The sequence below is a fragment of the Gilliamella sp. wkB7 genome (assembly GCF_001693435.1).
GTDB lineage: Bacteria > Pseudomonadota > Gammaproteobacteria > Enterobacterales > Orbaceae > Gilliamella > Gilliamella apicola_N.
Window position 1 is genome coordinate 1,254,464 of record NZ_CM004509.1, and the last position, 15,027, is coordinate 1,269,490.

At 34.5% G+C, this 15,027-nt stretch carries 9 protein-coding genes and 1 tRNA gene; 4 read left to right on the forward strand and 6 right to left on the reverse strand.

Going from position 1 to position 15,027, the window contains the following annotated elements; genetic code table 11:
- Positions 1-336 precede the first annotated feature (336 nt).
- Positions 337-1,098, forward strand: a complete 762-nt coding sequence (gene ulaR, locus A9G17_RS05435; protein WP_065737846.1) for an HTH-type transcriptional regulator UlaR — start codon at positions 337-339, stop codon at positions 1,096-1,098.
- Positions 1,099-1,125: 27 nt separating this feature from the next.
- Positions 1,126-2,193 (forward strand): L-ascorbate 6-phosphate lactonase, encoded by a 1,068-nt coding sequence (gene ulaG, locus A9G17_RS05440; protein ID WP_065737847.1) that lies wholly within the window; start codon positions 1,126-1,128, stop codon positions 2,191-2,193.
- Between the two features lie 295 nt (positions 2,194-2,488).
- On the opposite strand, the gene murJ is transcribed toward ulaG, so the two are convergent.
- From murJ to A9G17_RS05460, 4 genes are all read right to left on the reverse strand, one after another.
- Entirely contained in the window at positions 2,489-4,027 is a 1,539-nt protein-coding gene (gene murJ, locus A9G17_RS05445; RefSeq protein WP_065737848.1) for a murein biosynthesis integral membrane protein MurJ, read from the reverse strand.
- A 129-nt stretch (positions 4,028-4,156) separates the two neighbouring features.
- Positions 4,157-5,512 carry a citrate/2-methylcitrate synthase gene (locus tag A9G17_RS05450; RefSeq protein WP_039128066.1) on the reverse strand — a complete coding sequence of 452 codons (1,356 nt, stop codon included), beginning with the start codon at positions 5,510-5,512 and terminating at the stop codon, positions 4,157-4,159.
- A gap of 19 nt (positions 5,513-5,531) precedes the next feature.
- Positions 5,532-6,794, reverse strand: a complete 1,263-nt coding sequence (icd, locus tag A9G17_RS05455) for an NADP-dependent isocitrate dehydrogenase (protein WP_065737849.1) — start codon at positions 6,792-6,794, stop codon at positions 5,532-5,534.
- A 12-nt stretch (positions 6,795-6,806) separates the two neighbouring features.
- Positions 6,807-9,083: an aconitate hydratase gene (locus A9G17_RS05460; RefSeq protein ID WP_065737850.1), complete on the reverse strand. Its 2,277-nt coding sequence runs from the start codon at positions 9,081-9,083 to the stop codon at positions 6,807-6,809.
- 375 nt (positions 9,084-9,458) lie between these two features.
- Between A9G17_RS05460 and A9G17_RS05465 the strand changes: the two genes are divergently transcribed.
- Together A9G17_RS05465 and pepT are read left to right on the forward strand one after the other, a co-directional pair.
- Positions 9,459-11,018: an AbgT family transporter gene (locus A9G17_RS05465; protein WP_065737851.1), complete on the forward strand. Its 1,560-nt coding sequence runs from the start codon at positions 9,459-9,461 to the stop codon at positions 11,016-11,018.
- Positions 11,019-11,042: 24 nt separating this feature from the next.
- Positions 11,043-12,272, forward strand: a complete 1,230-nt coding sequence (gene pepT / locus A9G17_RS05470; protein ID WP_065737852.1) for a peptidase T — start codon at positions 11,043-11,045, stop codon at positions 12,270-12,272.
- 129 nt (positions 12,273-12,401) lie between these two features.
- On the opposite strand, the gene A9G17_RS05475 is transcribed toward pepT, so the two are convergent.
- Entirely contained in the window at positions 12,402-14,519 is a 2,118-nt protein-coding gene (locus tag A9G17_RS05475) for a TonB-dependent receptor (protein ID WP_065737853.1), read from the reverse strand.
- 425 nt (positions 14,520-14,944) lie between these two features.
- Positions 14,945-15,020, reverse strand: a tRNA-Lys gene (locus A9G17_RS05480).
- Between the last annotated feature and the right edge of the window lie 7 nt (positions 15,021-15,027).

A 15,027-nucleotide genomic window follows, 5' to 3' on the forward strand; every position in this document is an offset into this window, starting at 1 on the left:
CGAGTGAATCTTTGAGCTAAATTAACCCTATACTTTGTTAATCAAATTAAGATGGCTTGATTAACGCTTGTTATATTCTATAATCAAAATAAATCATACAATGATTATTTATGATTATTTTGATGAAGATCACTTTTCTCTAAAACCAGAAACCATATCTGTGATCAACTTCACATAATAATGAAAAAAAACTACATCGATTTAACTCTATATTTATAATTATCAATATATTAAATAAATGTTGACAAATAAAAACAATAAGATAATTGACAATTTTAATAATGAAAATTATTATCAAAATAATCAAAAATGCTCAAATTAAAATGAGGAATTTTAATGAATGAATTAACGCGACATAACGAGATCGTCGCTTTGGTTAACGAGAAAGGTGAATTAAAAGTGACCGAATTAATCAATCATTTTTCAATATCACCCGCTACCGCTAGAAGAGATATCACAAAATTAGATCAAGATGGTCGTGTCAAAAAAGTACGCAATGGCATTATGCGTCTTGAAGAACAGAAACCAATTTGGGCCCCAATAGGTAATAACAATACAGATCACTATCACGAAAAGGCACGGATTGCGATTCGAGCAGCTAAGTTATGCGGTAGTGATGAAAATATAGTGATTAATTGTGGTTCAACGGCATTTTTATTAGGACGAGAACTTTGTGGGAAAAAGGTATCAATTATCACTAATTATTTTCCTTTAGCGTGTTATTTGATTGAACATGACCATGAAAATGTGATCATTATGGGTGGGTTATATAATAAAACACAAAATATCATACTCAATCCTATTGCAAGTATCACCGATTCTTATGCCGCAAAATGGATGTTTACCAGTGGAAAAACATTAACATCAACAGGCCTTTATAAAAGTGAAATTTTAAGTGCTGTTGCTGAACAACAGATATTAGAAAAAGCAGAAAAATTAGTCGTAGTGGTTGATAGCTCAAAGATCGATACCAAAGCAAACTCTGGCATGCTTTTTTGCCCAATAAATAAAATTGATATTTTGATTACTGGGGCGCAAGCAAATAAGGAAGTAATTGAATGCATTAAAAAGCAGGGAGTTGAAGTGATATTAGTCTAACTATTAAATAAAAAAAAGGAACATAGTATGAGTAAAGTAAATGAAATTACCCGAGATTCTTGGATTTTGAACACTTTTCCTGAATGGGGAACTTGGTTAAATGAAGAGATTGAAAACACCGTTGTGAAACCAAATACTTTCACCATGTGGTGGTTAGCTTGTACCGGGATTTGGTTAAAATCAGCAGGTAATACTAATATCTCTGTCGATTTTTGGTGTGGTACAGGGAAAAAAACACATGCAAACCCATTAATGAATAAACAGCATCAAATGATGCGTATGGGTGGCGTTCGTGAATTGCAACCTAATTTAAGAACCAGTCCATTTGTATTAGATCCATTCGCGATTAAGCAAATTGATGCAGTTATGGCAACCCATGATCATGCCGATCATATCGATGTCAACGTCGCTGCTGCTGTAATTCAAAATTGCTCTCCGAAAGTTAAATTTATTGGTCCAAAAGCTTGTGTTGAATTATGGAAAAGTTGGGGTGTTCCAGAAGATCGTTGTATCGTTGCTAAAGTTGGCGAAACAATTGAAGTAGGTGATATTACAATTCGCGTTTTAGATTCTTTTGATAGAACATCATTGGTTACTTTACCAAAAGGTGTATCTTCTACCGATAAATCGATTCTAGATGGTATGAATGATCGTGCTGTTAACTATTTATTTGAAACTTCAGGAGGATCACTTTACCATTCAGGAGATTCACATTACTCTAACTACTATGCCAAACATGGTAATGATTATAAAATTGATGTGGCTTTACTTTCTTATGGTGAAAACCCTCGTGGCGTTACCGATAAAATGACTTCGTCAGACATTTTACGTGCGGCTGAATCGCTTAATACCAAAGTGGTGATTCCATTCCATCATGATATATGGTCAAATTTCCAAAGTGATCCTCGTGAAATTGAAGTTCTTTGGGAAATGAAAAAAGATCGTCTTGAATATCAATTTAGACCATTTTTCTGGCAAGTTGGGGGTAAATATACATATCCTACTGATCAACATAAAATGCATTATCAGCATTATAGAGGATTTAGAGATATCTTTACTGATGAACCAGAATTGCCATATCGTTCATTCTTGTAAAAAGAATAGGAATTATTTAAACCTATCTATTTGATTGAACAATATATTATCTCAATTTAAAAATAAGTTTAGTAGATTATTTTCATAAGTAGCTGGACCGATGATTGTATCGGTCCATGATGATTAAATTGGATATTTATAAGAAAATAAAAACTAATTCTAAAATCATAAATGTCTAATTATTCAATAGTGTTGAAATACCAGACCTAATCACCAATTTAGTTACATTTTTTACTGAAACGTTATGTTAACCTGAAACTTTTTGACAAAATTTTGTTAACTGCAATAGTTGTTATCAATCAATACGTTTAATAAAATGTTTTATCTTAAAGCCCATTGCGATTAATGATGCAAAATAGATAATAATACCAGCTATGACTAACACCAGTAGTCGCCCAATACGCATTAACATCGATCCAGTTGACCAATCAGGTAATAGTTGCGCGCCAAACCATAAAACAACAGACATGAAAATAACAGCAATAATTACTTTAGCTAAAAAGTTATACCATCCCGGCTGTGGTTGATATAGTTGTTTTCTTCGTAATTGCCAGAATAATAACGCTGCATTAAAACAAGCCGCAAGACCAATTGAGAGTGAAAGTCCTGCATGCTGTAATGGCCCAATAAAAACAAGGTTCATCAGTTGCGTTAAAATTAAGGTAACAATTGCAATTTTGACGGGAGTTTTAATATCTTGTCGTGAATAAAAAGCAGGGGCTAATACTTTAATCAAAATCATGCCAAGTAAACCAACAGAATAAGCCACCAATGCTCGCTGAGTCATTAAGGCATCATTTAAGGTAAATTGCCCATATTCAAATAAGGTTGATATAAGTGGACGAGATATAACACCTAAAGCGACAGTACTTGGTAATGCTAAAAGAAAACAGAGTCGCAATCCCCAATCTAGCAACTCTGAATATTGTTTATAATCACCTTTAGAAAAGCTTTTGGATAGGGAAGGTAATAGAATTGTGCCAAGTGCAACCCCTAGTACGCCAGCAGGAAATTCCATAAGTCGGTCGGCATAATACATCCACGATACAGAACCAGAAATAAGAAATGAAGCAAAAATCGTATTAATAATTAAAGAAATTTGTCCAACTGATACCCCTAAAATAGCAGGTGCCATCTGTTTTAATACTCGCCAAACGCCACTATCTTTAAAGTTAATTCTTGGTAAAACCAACATGCCAATTTTTTTTAAATAAGGAAGCTGATAAAGTAATTGTAAAATGCCTCCTACCCCAACTGATGCCGCGAGTGCTAATACGGGTGGATTAAAGTAAGGTGTCAAAAATAGCGTAAACGTAATCATGCTAATATTTAACAAGGTTGGAACAAAAGCTGGGACAGAAAAACGATTCCAAGTATTTAATATTGCTCCAACCAATGATGCAAGTGAAATAAAAAAGATATAAGGAAAGGTAATACGCAACATCGTTGTGGCAAGATCAAATTTATCACTAGATTCTTGCATAAATCCAGGCGCGGTTACCATAATAATAAAAGGAGCACACACTACGCCAATTAAGGTAACAATGGCTAATACTAAAGTTAATAAACCAGCAACATAAGCGACAAAAGTCCGCGTTGCTTCTATTCCTTGTTGATTCTTATATTCAGCTAAAATTGGTACAAAGGCTTGTGAAAATGCGCCCTCAGCAAAAATACGCCGCAATAAATTAGGGAGTTTAAAGGCAACAAAAAAGGCATCGGTAGCCATACCGGCACCAAAAAAGCGAGCAATGATAGCATCACGCACAAAACCTAATACACGAGATACCATGGTCATGGAACTTACTGTTGCTAAAGATTTTAAAAGATTCATTTATATAATACAGAGTCAAAAACCGACAATGTGGGATAGTCTACAAACTATTGCTTTAAATCACCATGCTTTTTTTAATAAAATAAGCTTTTGTGCAAACCGTCAGAATCAAACTGACGGATGATAATTTTAACGATCTTTTAATGGAATAAATGGCATAAGCTCACCAATATTTTTATAGGCCGGTCGAATTATGCGTCGATCATCAAAATTAAGTTCTTCAATTCGATGTGCACACCATCCAACGATTCGAGACATAGCAAATAGTGGTGTATAAACTTCTCTAGGTAAACCAATCATGTCATAAACAAAGCCTGAATAAAAATCAACATTGGCACATACTAGTTTTTTTGTTCTGGCATTTTTTCGATTAACAACAGCATTAATTGCCCTTTCTTCAAGCAGATTTAAGAAGTTATATTCTTTTTCTCGTCCTTTTTCTTTTGCTAGTTCATGTGCCATCTCTTTAAGTAATACGGCACGAGGATCCGATACAGTATAAACTGCGTGGCCGATACCATAAATCAACCCTTTTTTATCGAATACTTCTTTATTCAATATCCGCTGTAGATAGTTGTCAATTTCGTTTACATCCGCCCAGTTTTTTATTTGTTCTGCGAGATGTTTTAACATTTTACCAACTTGCAAATTAGCGCCGCCATGTAACGGTCCTTTTAATGAGCCAATACCTGCTGCAATTGATGAATAGGTATCAGTACCTGTTGAACTCGTGACACGAACGGTAAATGTTGAATTATTACCACCGCCATGTTCAGCATGAATAATCATAGCTAAATCAAGAACACGCACATCTAGATCAGTATATCCATCCGAGCCTTTCATCATATATAAAAAGTTTTCTGCTATTGAAAAATGTTCATGAGGATGGCGGATGTGCAATGATTTACCTTTAGCACTATGGCTCAACATATTGTAAGCATAAGCAATAATTGCAGGGAATTTAGCAATAAGGTCGATAGATTGACGCATAAGATTATCACGCGAAGTATCATCCGCTTGTGAATCATAAGTATACATTTCTAGAACCGTTCTGGCCAAAATATTCATTATATCGTGGCCTTCGAGTTCCATAATGGCTATCTTTGTCTGTTTTTCCAATGCCATTGATTCACCAAGTAATCTAGAAAAGTCACAGAGTTCTTCTGTATCCGGTAACCGCCCTGATAAAAGTAGATAGATGGTTTCTTCAAAACCTGTGCGTTGTTCTTCTTGAGCATTGTGAACCAGATCTTCAATATCTATGCCTCGATATAATAATTTCCCTGGTATTGGTTCTAATGTGCCATCATCCAAATGTTGATAACCCAATACATCACCAATTTTAGTTAAGCCAACTAGGACGCCAGTGTGATCAGCATTGCGTAATCCACGTTTTACATTAAATTTTTCAAATAATTGTGATTGAATCTTACTGGTATTTTTGACAGTTTCAGATAGCTTATAAACTAAAAATTTTTCTTTCATTTGTAATTACTCCTTAATTTTATAAGTTATCTATTACTGCTTGAGTAAATTGAGTGGTTGATAAGGATTGTCCATTTTGCATAAAACGAGCTAAATCGTTTGTAGCTTTTCCTTGTTGAAATAAAGTTTCCATGGCTTTAGTGATCAGTTGACCAACTTCATGCCAACCAAGATAATCAAACATCATAACACCAGAAAGTAATAGCGATGAGGGATTTGCTTGGTTCTGACCCGCTATATTAGGGGCTGAGCCATGTGTTGCTTCAAAAATGGCATGTCCAGTTAAATAATTAATGTTTGCACCGGGCGCTATACCAATACCACCAACCATGGCTGCCAGTTGATCTGATATATAATCACCGTTTAGATTTAATGTAGCGACGACTGAATAGTCTTGCGGATTTAATAAGGTATTTTGTAAAAATGCGTCACAAATCACGTCTTTTACAATCAATTTAGATGCTGATATAGCATTATTTAAAGCTTTATCTGCTGTGACCTTTCCATCTGCTTTTTGTATCTTCGCATATTGATTCATTGTAAAAACCGCATCAGTAAATTCTTTTTCAGCAAGTTCATATCCCCATTGTTTAAATCCGCCTTCGGTAAACTTCATAATATTCCCTTTATGAACTAAGGTCATTGAAGGTAGATTATTTTGTAATGCGTAGTTTATTGCAGATCTTATTAATCGTTCAGATCCCTCAATTGAAACGGGTTTGACACCAAAAGATGAACTTTTAGGGAAACGTACTTTTTTTACCCCCATTTGCTCAGATAAAAACTGATAAAATTTTTCAGCTTCTGGTGTTCCTTGCATCCATTCAATGCCTGCATAAATATCTTCAGTATTTTCTCGAAAAATAGTCATGTTGACTTTTTCTGGGTATTTTACAGGCGATTCAACACCTTTAAACCAGCGAACGGGTCGTAAGCATACATAGAGATCTAACTCTTGACGAAGTGCAACATTAAGAGAACGAATGCCCCCACCAACTGGTGTTGTTAATGGACCTTTTATACCTATCAAATATTTTTTAAAAGCATTCATAGTTTCATCGGGCAGCCAATTACCATTCAAATTAAATGACTTTTCACCTGCAAATACTTCGCGCCATTCAACTTTACGCTTACCTTGATAGGCTTTTTCTATCGCTTTATCAAAGATCTTATTCGCTGCCGCCCAAATTTCTTTACCAATACCATCACCTTCAATAAAAGGAATTATCGGGTTATCAGGTACAATGAGTTGTCCATTTTCAATCAAAACTTGCTGATTCATTTTATATTCCTCTTATTTTCGGTTTTCATTAAGTTGTTCTTTCATTTTATTTAAAGCACTACCCGCTTTAAACCAATCTATTTGAGATTGATTATAAGTATGAGCAACAGCAAAAGAGTCAGTTGTACCATCATGATGATGAAGCGTTAATGTTAGATGTTTTTCAGGCACAAAATCAGTTAAACCGGTAATGCTAATCTGATCATCTTCACGAATTTTGTCATAATCAGACTTATCAACAAATGTCAGTGCTAACATCCCTTGTTTTTTAAGATTGGTTTCATGAATTCGAGCAAATGATTTAACAACTATCGCTTTAACATTCAAGAAACGTGGTTCCATCGCAGCATGTTCTCGTGATGAACCTTCACCATAATTTTCTTCAGCAATTACTATTGAACCAATGCCTTGTGCTTTCAATTTGCGAGCTAATGCTGGAACTTCGATGTAATCTCCTGTTTGGGTATCTAACACTGAGTTACTTTTTTGATTAAAAGCATTAATAGCGCCGATCAACATATTATTTGAAATATTATCTAAATGACCGCGAAATTTTAGCCATTTACCAGCCATTGAAATATGATCCGTGGTACATTTACCCGTCGCTTTAATTAACAACGGTTGCGATATAATGTCTTTTCCATCCCAAGGTGAAAAAGGAGCAAGTTGCTGTAACCTTTCAGAATTTGTAGCAATATGGACTTCCACTAAACTGCCATCAGCAATTGGAGCAACGTAACCTGCGTCATCTACCTCAAATCCACGTTTCGGTAATTCATCACCACTTGGCTCTTGAAGTTTGACTTTTTGTCCTTTGTCGTTAATTAGGTTATCGGTTAATGGGTTAAAGCTTAATTTTCCAGCAATAGATAATGCCACTACAATTTCAGGAGAGCACACAAAAGCATAAGTGTTTGGGCTGCCGTCATTACGTTTAGCAAAGTTACGATTGAACGATGTTACTATCGAATTTTTATGTTCATCGGCTACTTCATCACGGCGCCATTGTCCTATACAAGGTCCACAAGCATTTGCCATGATGGCTGCGCCAGCTTGTTCAAAATGATTTAATATACCATCTCGCTTGGAAGTATATTTTACTTGCTCGGATCCTGGATTAATAATTAATTTGGCTTTTACGGTGAGCCCTAATTGGTTAGCATTATTAATCACCGATGCGGCACGCATCATATCTTCATAGGAAGAGTTAGTACATGAACCAATCAATCCAACTTCCATATTATCTGGGTAATTATGTTCTTTAACTGCTGTTGCAAGTTGTGAGATTGGATAAGCCAAATCTGGCGTAAAAGGCCCATTTACATAAGGCTCAAGTTCGGAAAGGTTAATTTCAATTACTTGATCATAGTATTTTTCTGGTTGATCTAAAACAGCAGAATCTGGATTAAAACAGTCAACTAATTTATTCGCTAAATCAACCACCTCTTGGCGACCAGTTATCGCCAAGTAATCGGCAGATTTTTTACTATATGCAAATATGGATGTTGTAGCACCAACCTCTGCCCCCATATTACATATTGTTGCTTTTCCTGTTGCTGATAAAGATTGAGCGCCCTCACCAAAATACTCAATAATTGAATTTGTTGCACCTTTAACCGTTAAAATACCAGCAAGTTTTAAAATAACATCTTTAGGTGAGACCCAACCAGATAATTTACCAATCAATTTTACCCCAATAATTTTAGGCATTTTTAATTCCCATGGCATACCAGCCATGACATCAACGGCATCAGCTCCACCGACGCCAATAGCTATCATTGAAAGGCCTCCTGCATTTGGAGTATGTGAATCCGTACCTATCATCATCCCACCTGGAAAAGCATAATTTTCAAGAACAACTTGGTGGATAATGCCGGCATCAGGCTTCCAAAACCCGATACCATACTTGTTTGATACATCTCGTAGAAATTGATAGACCTCTTGATTATTACTTTCAGCAATAATTAAGTCATCATGAGCATTTTTATACGCTTGAATTAAGTGATCACAATGAACTGTTGATGGTACTGCAACTCTATTTCTCCCAGAATTCATCAATTGTAAGAGCGCCATTTGGGCCGTTGCATCTTGCATAGCCACTCGGTCTGGCGCAAAATTAACATAATCTTCACCACGTTTATAATTTTTAAGCTCTTCTCCTTGTGCTAGATGTGCATAAAGAATTTTTTCTGTTAAGGTTAATGGTTTTCCGATTCTTTGTCGAATGAGGTCAATTTTTTGTGGATAGTGCTGATAGATATATTTAATTAAATCAATATCGAAAACCATGATAACCCCCACTGCGTGTATTATAATATTTCCTAAAGTGTTACGTTTAACCAAGTGAATATTTATGCTATTTTTGTGACTAAATATTCAATCAATATATCACTAAAAAATTTTTATGCAATTATATTGTTAATAATAATAGTTGATAATAATTGGTGAAAAGATGAGTTTTAATATAGGTTATACTAGCGAAATATGATTCAAGATGCATATCAAAGATATTTTAAAAATAACAAGTTATATAAATTAAAGTAATGATGAGAGCGTTCAAATTAAATTAATGAAATAGTATAAAACTTAACTAACACTTGGTTTACCTACCGTATTGATATGTGCTAAATTGTCGGTCCGAACAACATATATACTTATTTTTTTATGAATCAAACTACAAATTCGTCACCGATCAGAACCGGCGGCTTTTTAAATACTATAGAACGAATTGGAAACAAGATCCCCGATGTCACTACACTTTTTTTCTTCGCTTTAATTATCTGTTTTGTTGCTTCATTATTACTTTCCTTTGTAAGCTTCGATTTTATAAATCCAGTAACTAAAGACAAACTAGTAGTCGTTAATATGCTGGCACCTGATAATTTAGTGGTTTTTTTTACTAAAATGGTACCCAATTTTGTTAGTTTTCCACCACTAGGCATTACTATTGTTGCCACATTAGGTATAGGAATTGCCGAAAGCAGTGGCTATATTCATGTATTACTTAAAAAATTATTGGCTATCACCCCAAAAAAATTAGTTACTCCATCTGTTATCTTTGTCAGTATGGTTTGTCATATTGCGGCTGATTCGGCTTATGTTATTTTAATGCCAGTTTCGGCAATGATGTTTTATGCAACGGGTCGTCATCCTCTGGCTGGGATAGCTGCCTCATTTGCAGGATTAGCAGGTGGTTTTAGTTCAAGTTATACGCCATCAATCATCGATCCGATCATGCAAGGTTTTACCCAAAGTGCAGCACAAATTATCGATCCATCTTATCAAATTAATGTTTTATGTAACTATTTTTTAAGTTTTGGCGGTACATTCTTTGTATTAATTGCTTGTTGGTTTATAACAGATAAAATTGTTGAACCTCGCTTAAAAGCAACGATGCCACTAAATAATGATCTTGAACTTAATAATTTGGCTAATTCACCAGCTATTACACCTTTAGAAAATCGCGCTTTTAAAATCGCTTCTTGTGTATTTTTGATTATTGCTATTGGATTAGTATTGTTACTGTTACCCGAAAATTCTTTACTTCGTGCACCTGATGGTAGTTTAACCAGTAATCAAGCACCAATTATGCAAATCATTGTACCTTTATTATTTGTTTTTTTTGCTATTCCTGGTTTAATCCATGGCGTAATCACTGGCGCATTTAAATCATCACGTGATATTGTCAAATCAATGGAAAAGATTACTCAATCTCTTATTCCTTTTATTGTTTTTGCATTCTTTTGTGCACAGTTTTTATATGTCTTTTCACACTCCCAAATAGGGACATTGATTGCTATTGGTGGTGCTGAATTTTTAAAAGCCTTACATTTACCATCGGTTGTCACTATTTTTGGTGTGATCATTTTAACTAGCATGTTGAATGTATTAATTACTTCTGCTTCGTCAAAATGGGCTATTTTAGCGCCGATTTTTGTTCCTATGCTCATGTCTGTTGGTATCTCACCAGAACTAACACAAGCGGCCTATCGTATTAGCTCAGCAGTCAATGTTAGTACACCAATGTTTGCTTTCTATCCTTTAATCATTGCCTATTGTCAGCAGTATTGTAAAAATACTGGAGTGGGCACTTTAAGCTCTATGATGATCCCATATACTGCGGGCTTACTTATTGCTTTAACAATTAATTTACTGCTATTTTGGTTCCTAGGACTGCCTATCGGCTTTGATAGTGGTTATGTTTATCCACCCGTGAATCATTAGTCATCAATAAGGAGTCAAAATAATATGAATATTACCGAACAATTAGTTGAACGTTTTTTACGTTACGTTAGTATACCAAGTCAAAGTGCGATGGGTTGTGCACATGTTCCCTCTACATCAGGACAAACACAATTAGCCAATTTACTCAAACAAGAGTTAATTGATCTTAATCTACAAGAAGTTTATCTTGATGAGCATAGTATTGTCACTGCTAAGTTATCTGGAAATAATCCAAATGCACCTAAAATTGGTTACGTCGCTCATCTTGATACGGTTGATGTCGCCTTATCGGATAAAATTAACCCACAACGAGTCACTTTTACGGGTGAAGATATTTTATTAAATAAAGATAAAAATATCTGGTTTAAAGTTGCTGAGCATCCTGAATTGAATAAATACATCAATGAAGAATTAATTGTTACTGATGGTACAAGTGTGCTGGGTGCCGATAATAAAGCTGCAATAGCTGTTGTTATGACAATGTTAGATCAATTACAAAAGCAAAATTGTACCTATGGTGATATTTATGTTGCTTTCGTACCTGATGAAGAGGTCGGTTTAAACGGCGCGAAAAAACTTGACTTGAATCGTTTTAAACCCGATTTTGCTTATACAATTGACTGTTGCGAATTAGGTGAAGTCGTTTATGAAACGTTTAATGCAGGTTCAGCAATTATTGAAATTGAAGGTGTAACTGCACACCCAATGTCAGCTAAAAATGTTTTAATCAACCCTATTGGTATTGCTAACGATATTATTAACTGTTTTGATAGTTTCGAAACGCCTGAACATACTGAAGGTAAAGAAGGTTATTTCTGGTTTAACGATATTATTGGTAATCAAAGTACGACAACGTTAAAAATGAGTATCCGAGATTTTGATTTAGCTAAATATGAAGCACGTAAAACTTATATCCAAGAAGTGATAAGTTTTATAAGCCGTAAATATCCAAGAGCTAAAATCGAATGTCAAATAACCGATACTTATAGCAATATTGCTAATTATTTAGGTGAAGATAAGCGTTCAATTGATTTAATTTATCAATCATTTGAGCAATTGAATATTAAGGCAAATACAATTGCTATGCGTGGCGGAACAGATGGTTCAGCACTATCGGCAAGAGGCCTGACTACACCAAACTACTTTACTGGTGCACATAACTTTCATTCATGTTTCGAATTTTTACCATTATCATCATTTGTAAAATCATTTGAAGTAACAATGAAAATTATTGAATTAGCAGCTAAAGTTTAAACATCATAAAAAAGAGGGAATACTATTCCCTCTTTACTGTAGCAACTTATTATTTATGCTTACTTTTTATGAATACATAAGTAGTTAACCGATTATCTTTCAATCCTAAAAACATTAATTAAGTAAGTATCATAATTTATAACTTGCAGTTAATAAAAAGGCTCTAGGTGTACCGGGCATACTACTTGAACGCCAATACTCTTTACCGAATAAATTAGTTATCGCTAAAGTCACATCAACGGATTGAGTTTGATAACCAATTGCCGCATTCCATGATGCATAACCAGGACGTTTAATCTGATTGTTATCATCGTTATACATTGAGCTCTTATAGTTAACTTCCAGTTCAGTAAACCAATTTTCATAAGGTAAATAACGTACGCTGAAATAACCACTATGTTTGGCTGTATTGGATAAATATTTGCCTTTGTTAGCAGGTGTTTTTTTATCTTTATGAACTTTTGCTTGCTGATAGCCAATACCGCTATTAATGTACCAATTATTGCTCAATTTTCCTATTACGCTTAATTCTATACCTTGGCTTCTATCACTGCCTCTAACTTGCCAATTATAAGGATCGTTAACTGCATCGGGTTGATAACGAATATTATAAAGCTCAAGGTCGTAAAGCGCGATTTGAGAGGAAAGCTTGTCATTAAGCCAATCGCTTTTGACACCAACTTCATATTGACGAGAATATTGAGGTTTGTCATCGTAAACAGTCTTAGAGTCTGTCGCAAGTGTGATTAAACCACGTCCCCCATATGGCGCAAAATTTTTACTATACGAAGCATAAAAACTTTGGGATTCTATCGGCTGCCAAATTAATCCGAACCGAGGACTTAGAGAGTGTCCATCATATGACCGATTTTGATGATTCAATTTATTATCCGATGCAAACTCATAATTATCATAACGTAATCCTGCAAGTAATTTCCACTGCTCTGTAAAACTGATTAGGTCTTGCCAATATACCCCTTTGGATGTAGCTTTATGATTAGTCTTAGTACTTAATTTGTTATATCGAGGTTTTTTTGAGTTCCAATGAGGATGATATGGATCAACTGCTTCCGGATATTGGCTAGTTAAAGCTAATCTAGGTTCTCGTTTTTCAATATTATATTCGAACCCTATTAACATATCATGAGAAATACTCGCCGTATTAAACTTACCCACTAAATCAAGGGTATTACTATAAGTTTTATTCGATGTTTCTTGCCAAGCTCGACGGAATTTTAATTTACCTTTGTAGTCGCAAGGTGCTCGATTACTGAGTTTATCACTTAAATCACAATAATTACCTGCATAAAGGTGATCGAAATTCTGATCAGCTTTACGATATAGATTAGTTAGCTTGATAGACCAGTCATGATTAAATTCATATCCCATAACTGAACGTAATGAATTAAAATTATCTTTTACATAGTCATCAGGGTGAGCATAAGCTGTTTTAATTGAGACGCCTTTAGGTAGGTTATAATAGGCTGGCGCCCTATCTGGCTTACGCCATAATTTATCATGAGTATATTGTACTAACCAATTAAATCCAGCCAAATTATCATACAATATACTTGGTGAAACCATTGTATCGCGTTGTTTTATTCCTTTACGAAAACTCTTTTCTGATTGATGATCAATTGTCATGCGTATAGCAATCTTATCATGCAAAACATGATTTATATCTACCATTCCGCCGTATTTATCCCAAGATCCCCCTCTCAAACTTAACGTAGTGGGTGAATCAAAGTTTGCTTGTTTACTAATCATGTTTATCATTCCACCACCTGATCCTCTGCCATAAAGTACTGAGGCGGGTCCTTTTAACACTTCAATTCGTTCAATGTTAGCGGTGCTTTGTCTAACTTGTCCACTCGCGCGAACACCATCACGATAAATATCGCCAGAGCTGGCGGAAAAACCTCGGATTTTGATACCTTCATCTCGCATATCATAAGTTGCATCTACCCCAGGTAATTTATTTACAATGACATTCAGATCATTTTGCCCATAAATTTTCTCTTGTTGAAGATCAACCGAATTAATAGTTTGAGGAATATCCTTTATATCAAAGGATGTTTTAGTCGCTGTTGATGATTTTTTTATTCGCTGATCATTATTATCCTTAATTGTTGCGACAACTTTCATAGTTTCAATATCATTATCATCATTGACTTTTTCTTGAGCGTAAGCGATAAAAGCGGTAGAACTCAATAAGCAAGGTAAGAAGACTTGATTAACTAATTTCATTATTTTTCCTATTATTTGTTGTGTTATTTGATAAATGCTAAAACAACAATAATAATGATAATGATTATTATTCGCACGCACAACTTATTTTATGTTTTTCAGCTCTGTAAAATAGGTTTTTAATTATATTTTATTGAAATATATTAATATTATTAAATATAAGTAATGCGATTTTATTAAACAATATCTTTACAACGGTTAAATATTTCTATTCAAAGTGATTTTGTTAAATTAAGAAAGAGTGAATGAAAATGATAGGAATTAATTCTGATTATTCGACACTTTTTGTACCTAGCCTCTTTGGAATTAAGAATACGTGTTATTTAAATTTGTTAAAGATAAATTTTGACTAACATTAATGTTTCTTATTAGGTTAAGAGTATTAAGTTGATACTGCTTTTATGATTCAAAATGAAGAGAGAAAGTGGTGGGTCGTGAGCGATTCGAACGCTCGACAAACGGATTAAAAGTCCGCTGCTCTACCGACTGAGCTAACAACCCATATTGA

What these genes read in the sequence shown, in the direction of transcription:
- murJ (WP_065737848.1), bottom strand. Translation starts at nt 4,027, where the DNA reads ATGAATCTTTTAAAATCTTTAGCAACAGTAAGTTCCATGACCATGGTA.
- pepT (WP_065737852.1), top strand. Translation starts at nt 11,043, where the DNA reads ATGAATATTACCGAACAATTAGTTGAACGTTTTTTACGTTACGTTAGT.
- A9G17_RS05450 (WP_039128066.1), bottom strand. Translation starts at nt 5,512, where the DNA reads ATGAAAGAAAAATTTTTAGTTTATAAGCTATCTGAAACTGTCAAAAAT.
- A9G17_RS05460 (WP_065737850.1), bottom strand. Translation starts at nt 9,083, where the DNA reads ATGGTTTTCGATATTGATTTAATTAAATATATCTATCAGCACTATCCA.
- icd (WP_065737849.1), bottom strand. Translation starts at nt 6,794, where the DNA reads ATGAATCAGCAAGTTTTGATTGAAAATGGACAACTCATTGTACCTGAT.
- ulaR (WP_065737846.1), top strand. Translation starts at nt 337, where the DNA reads ATGAATGAATTAACGCGACATAACGAGATCGTCGCTTTGGTTAACGAG.
- A9G17_RS05475 (WP_065737853.1), bottom strand. Translation starts at nt 14,519, where the DNA reads ATGAAATTAGTTAATCAAGTCTTCTTACCTTGCTTATTGAGTTCTACC.
- A9G17_RS05465 (WP_065737851.1), top strand. Translation starts at nt 9,459, where the DNA reads ATGAATCAAACTACAAATTCGTCACCGATCAGAACCGGCGGCTTTTTA.
- ulaG (WP_065737847.1), top strand. Translation starts at nt 1,126, where the DNA reads ATGAGTAAAGTAAATGAAATTACCCGAGATTCTTGGATTTTGAACACT.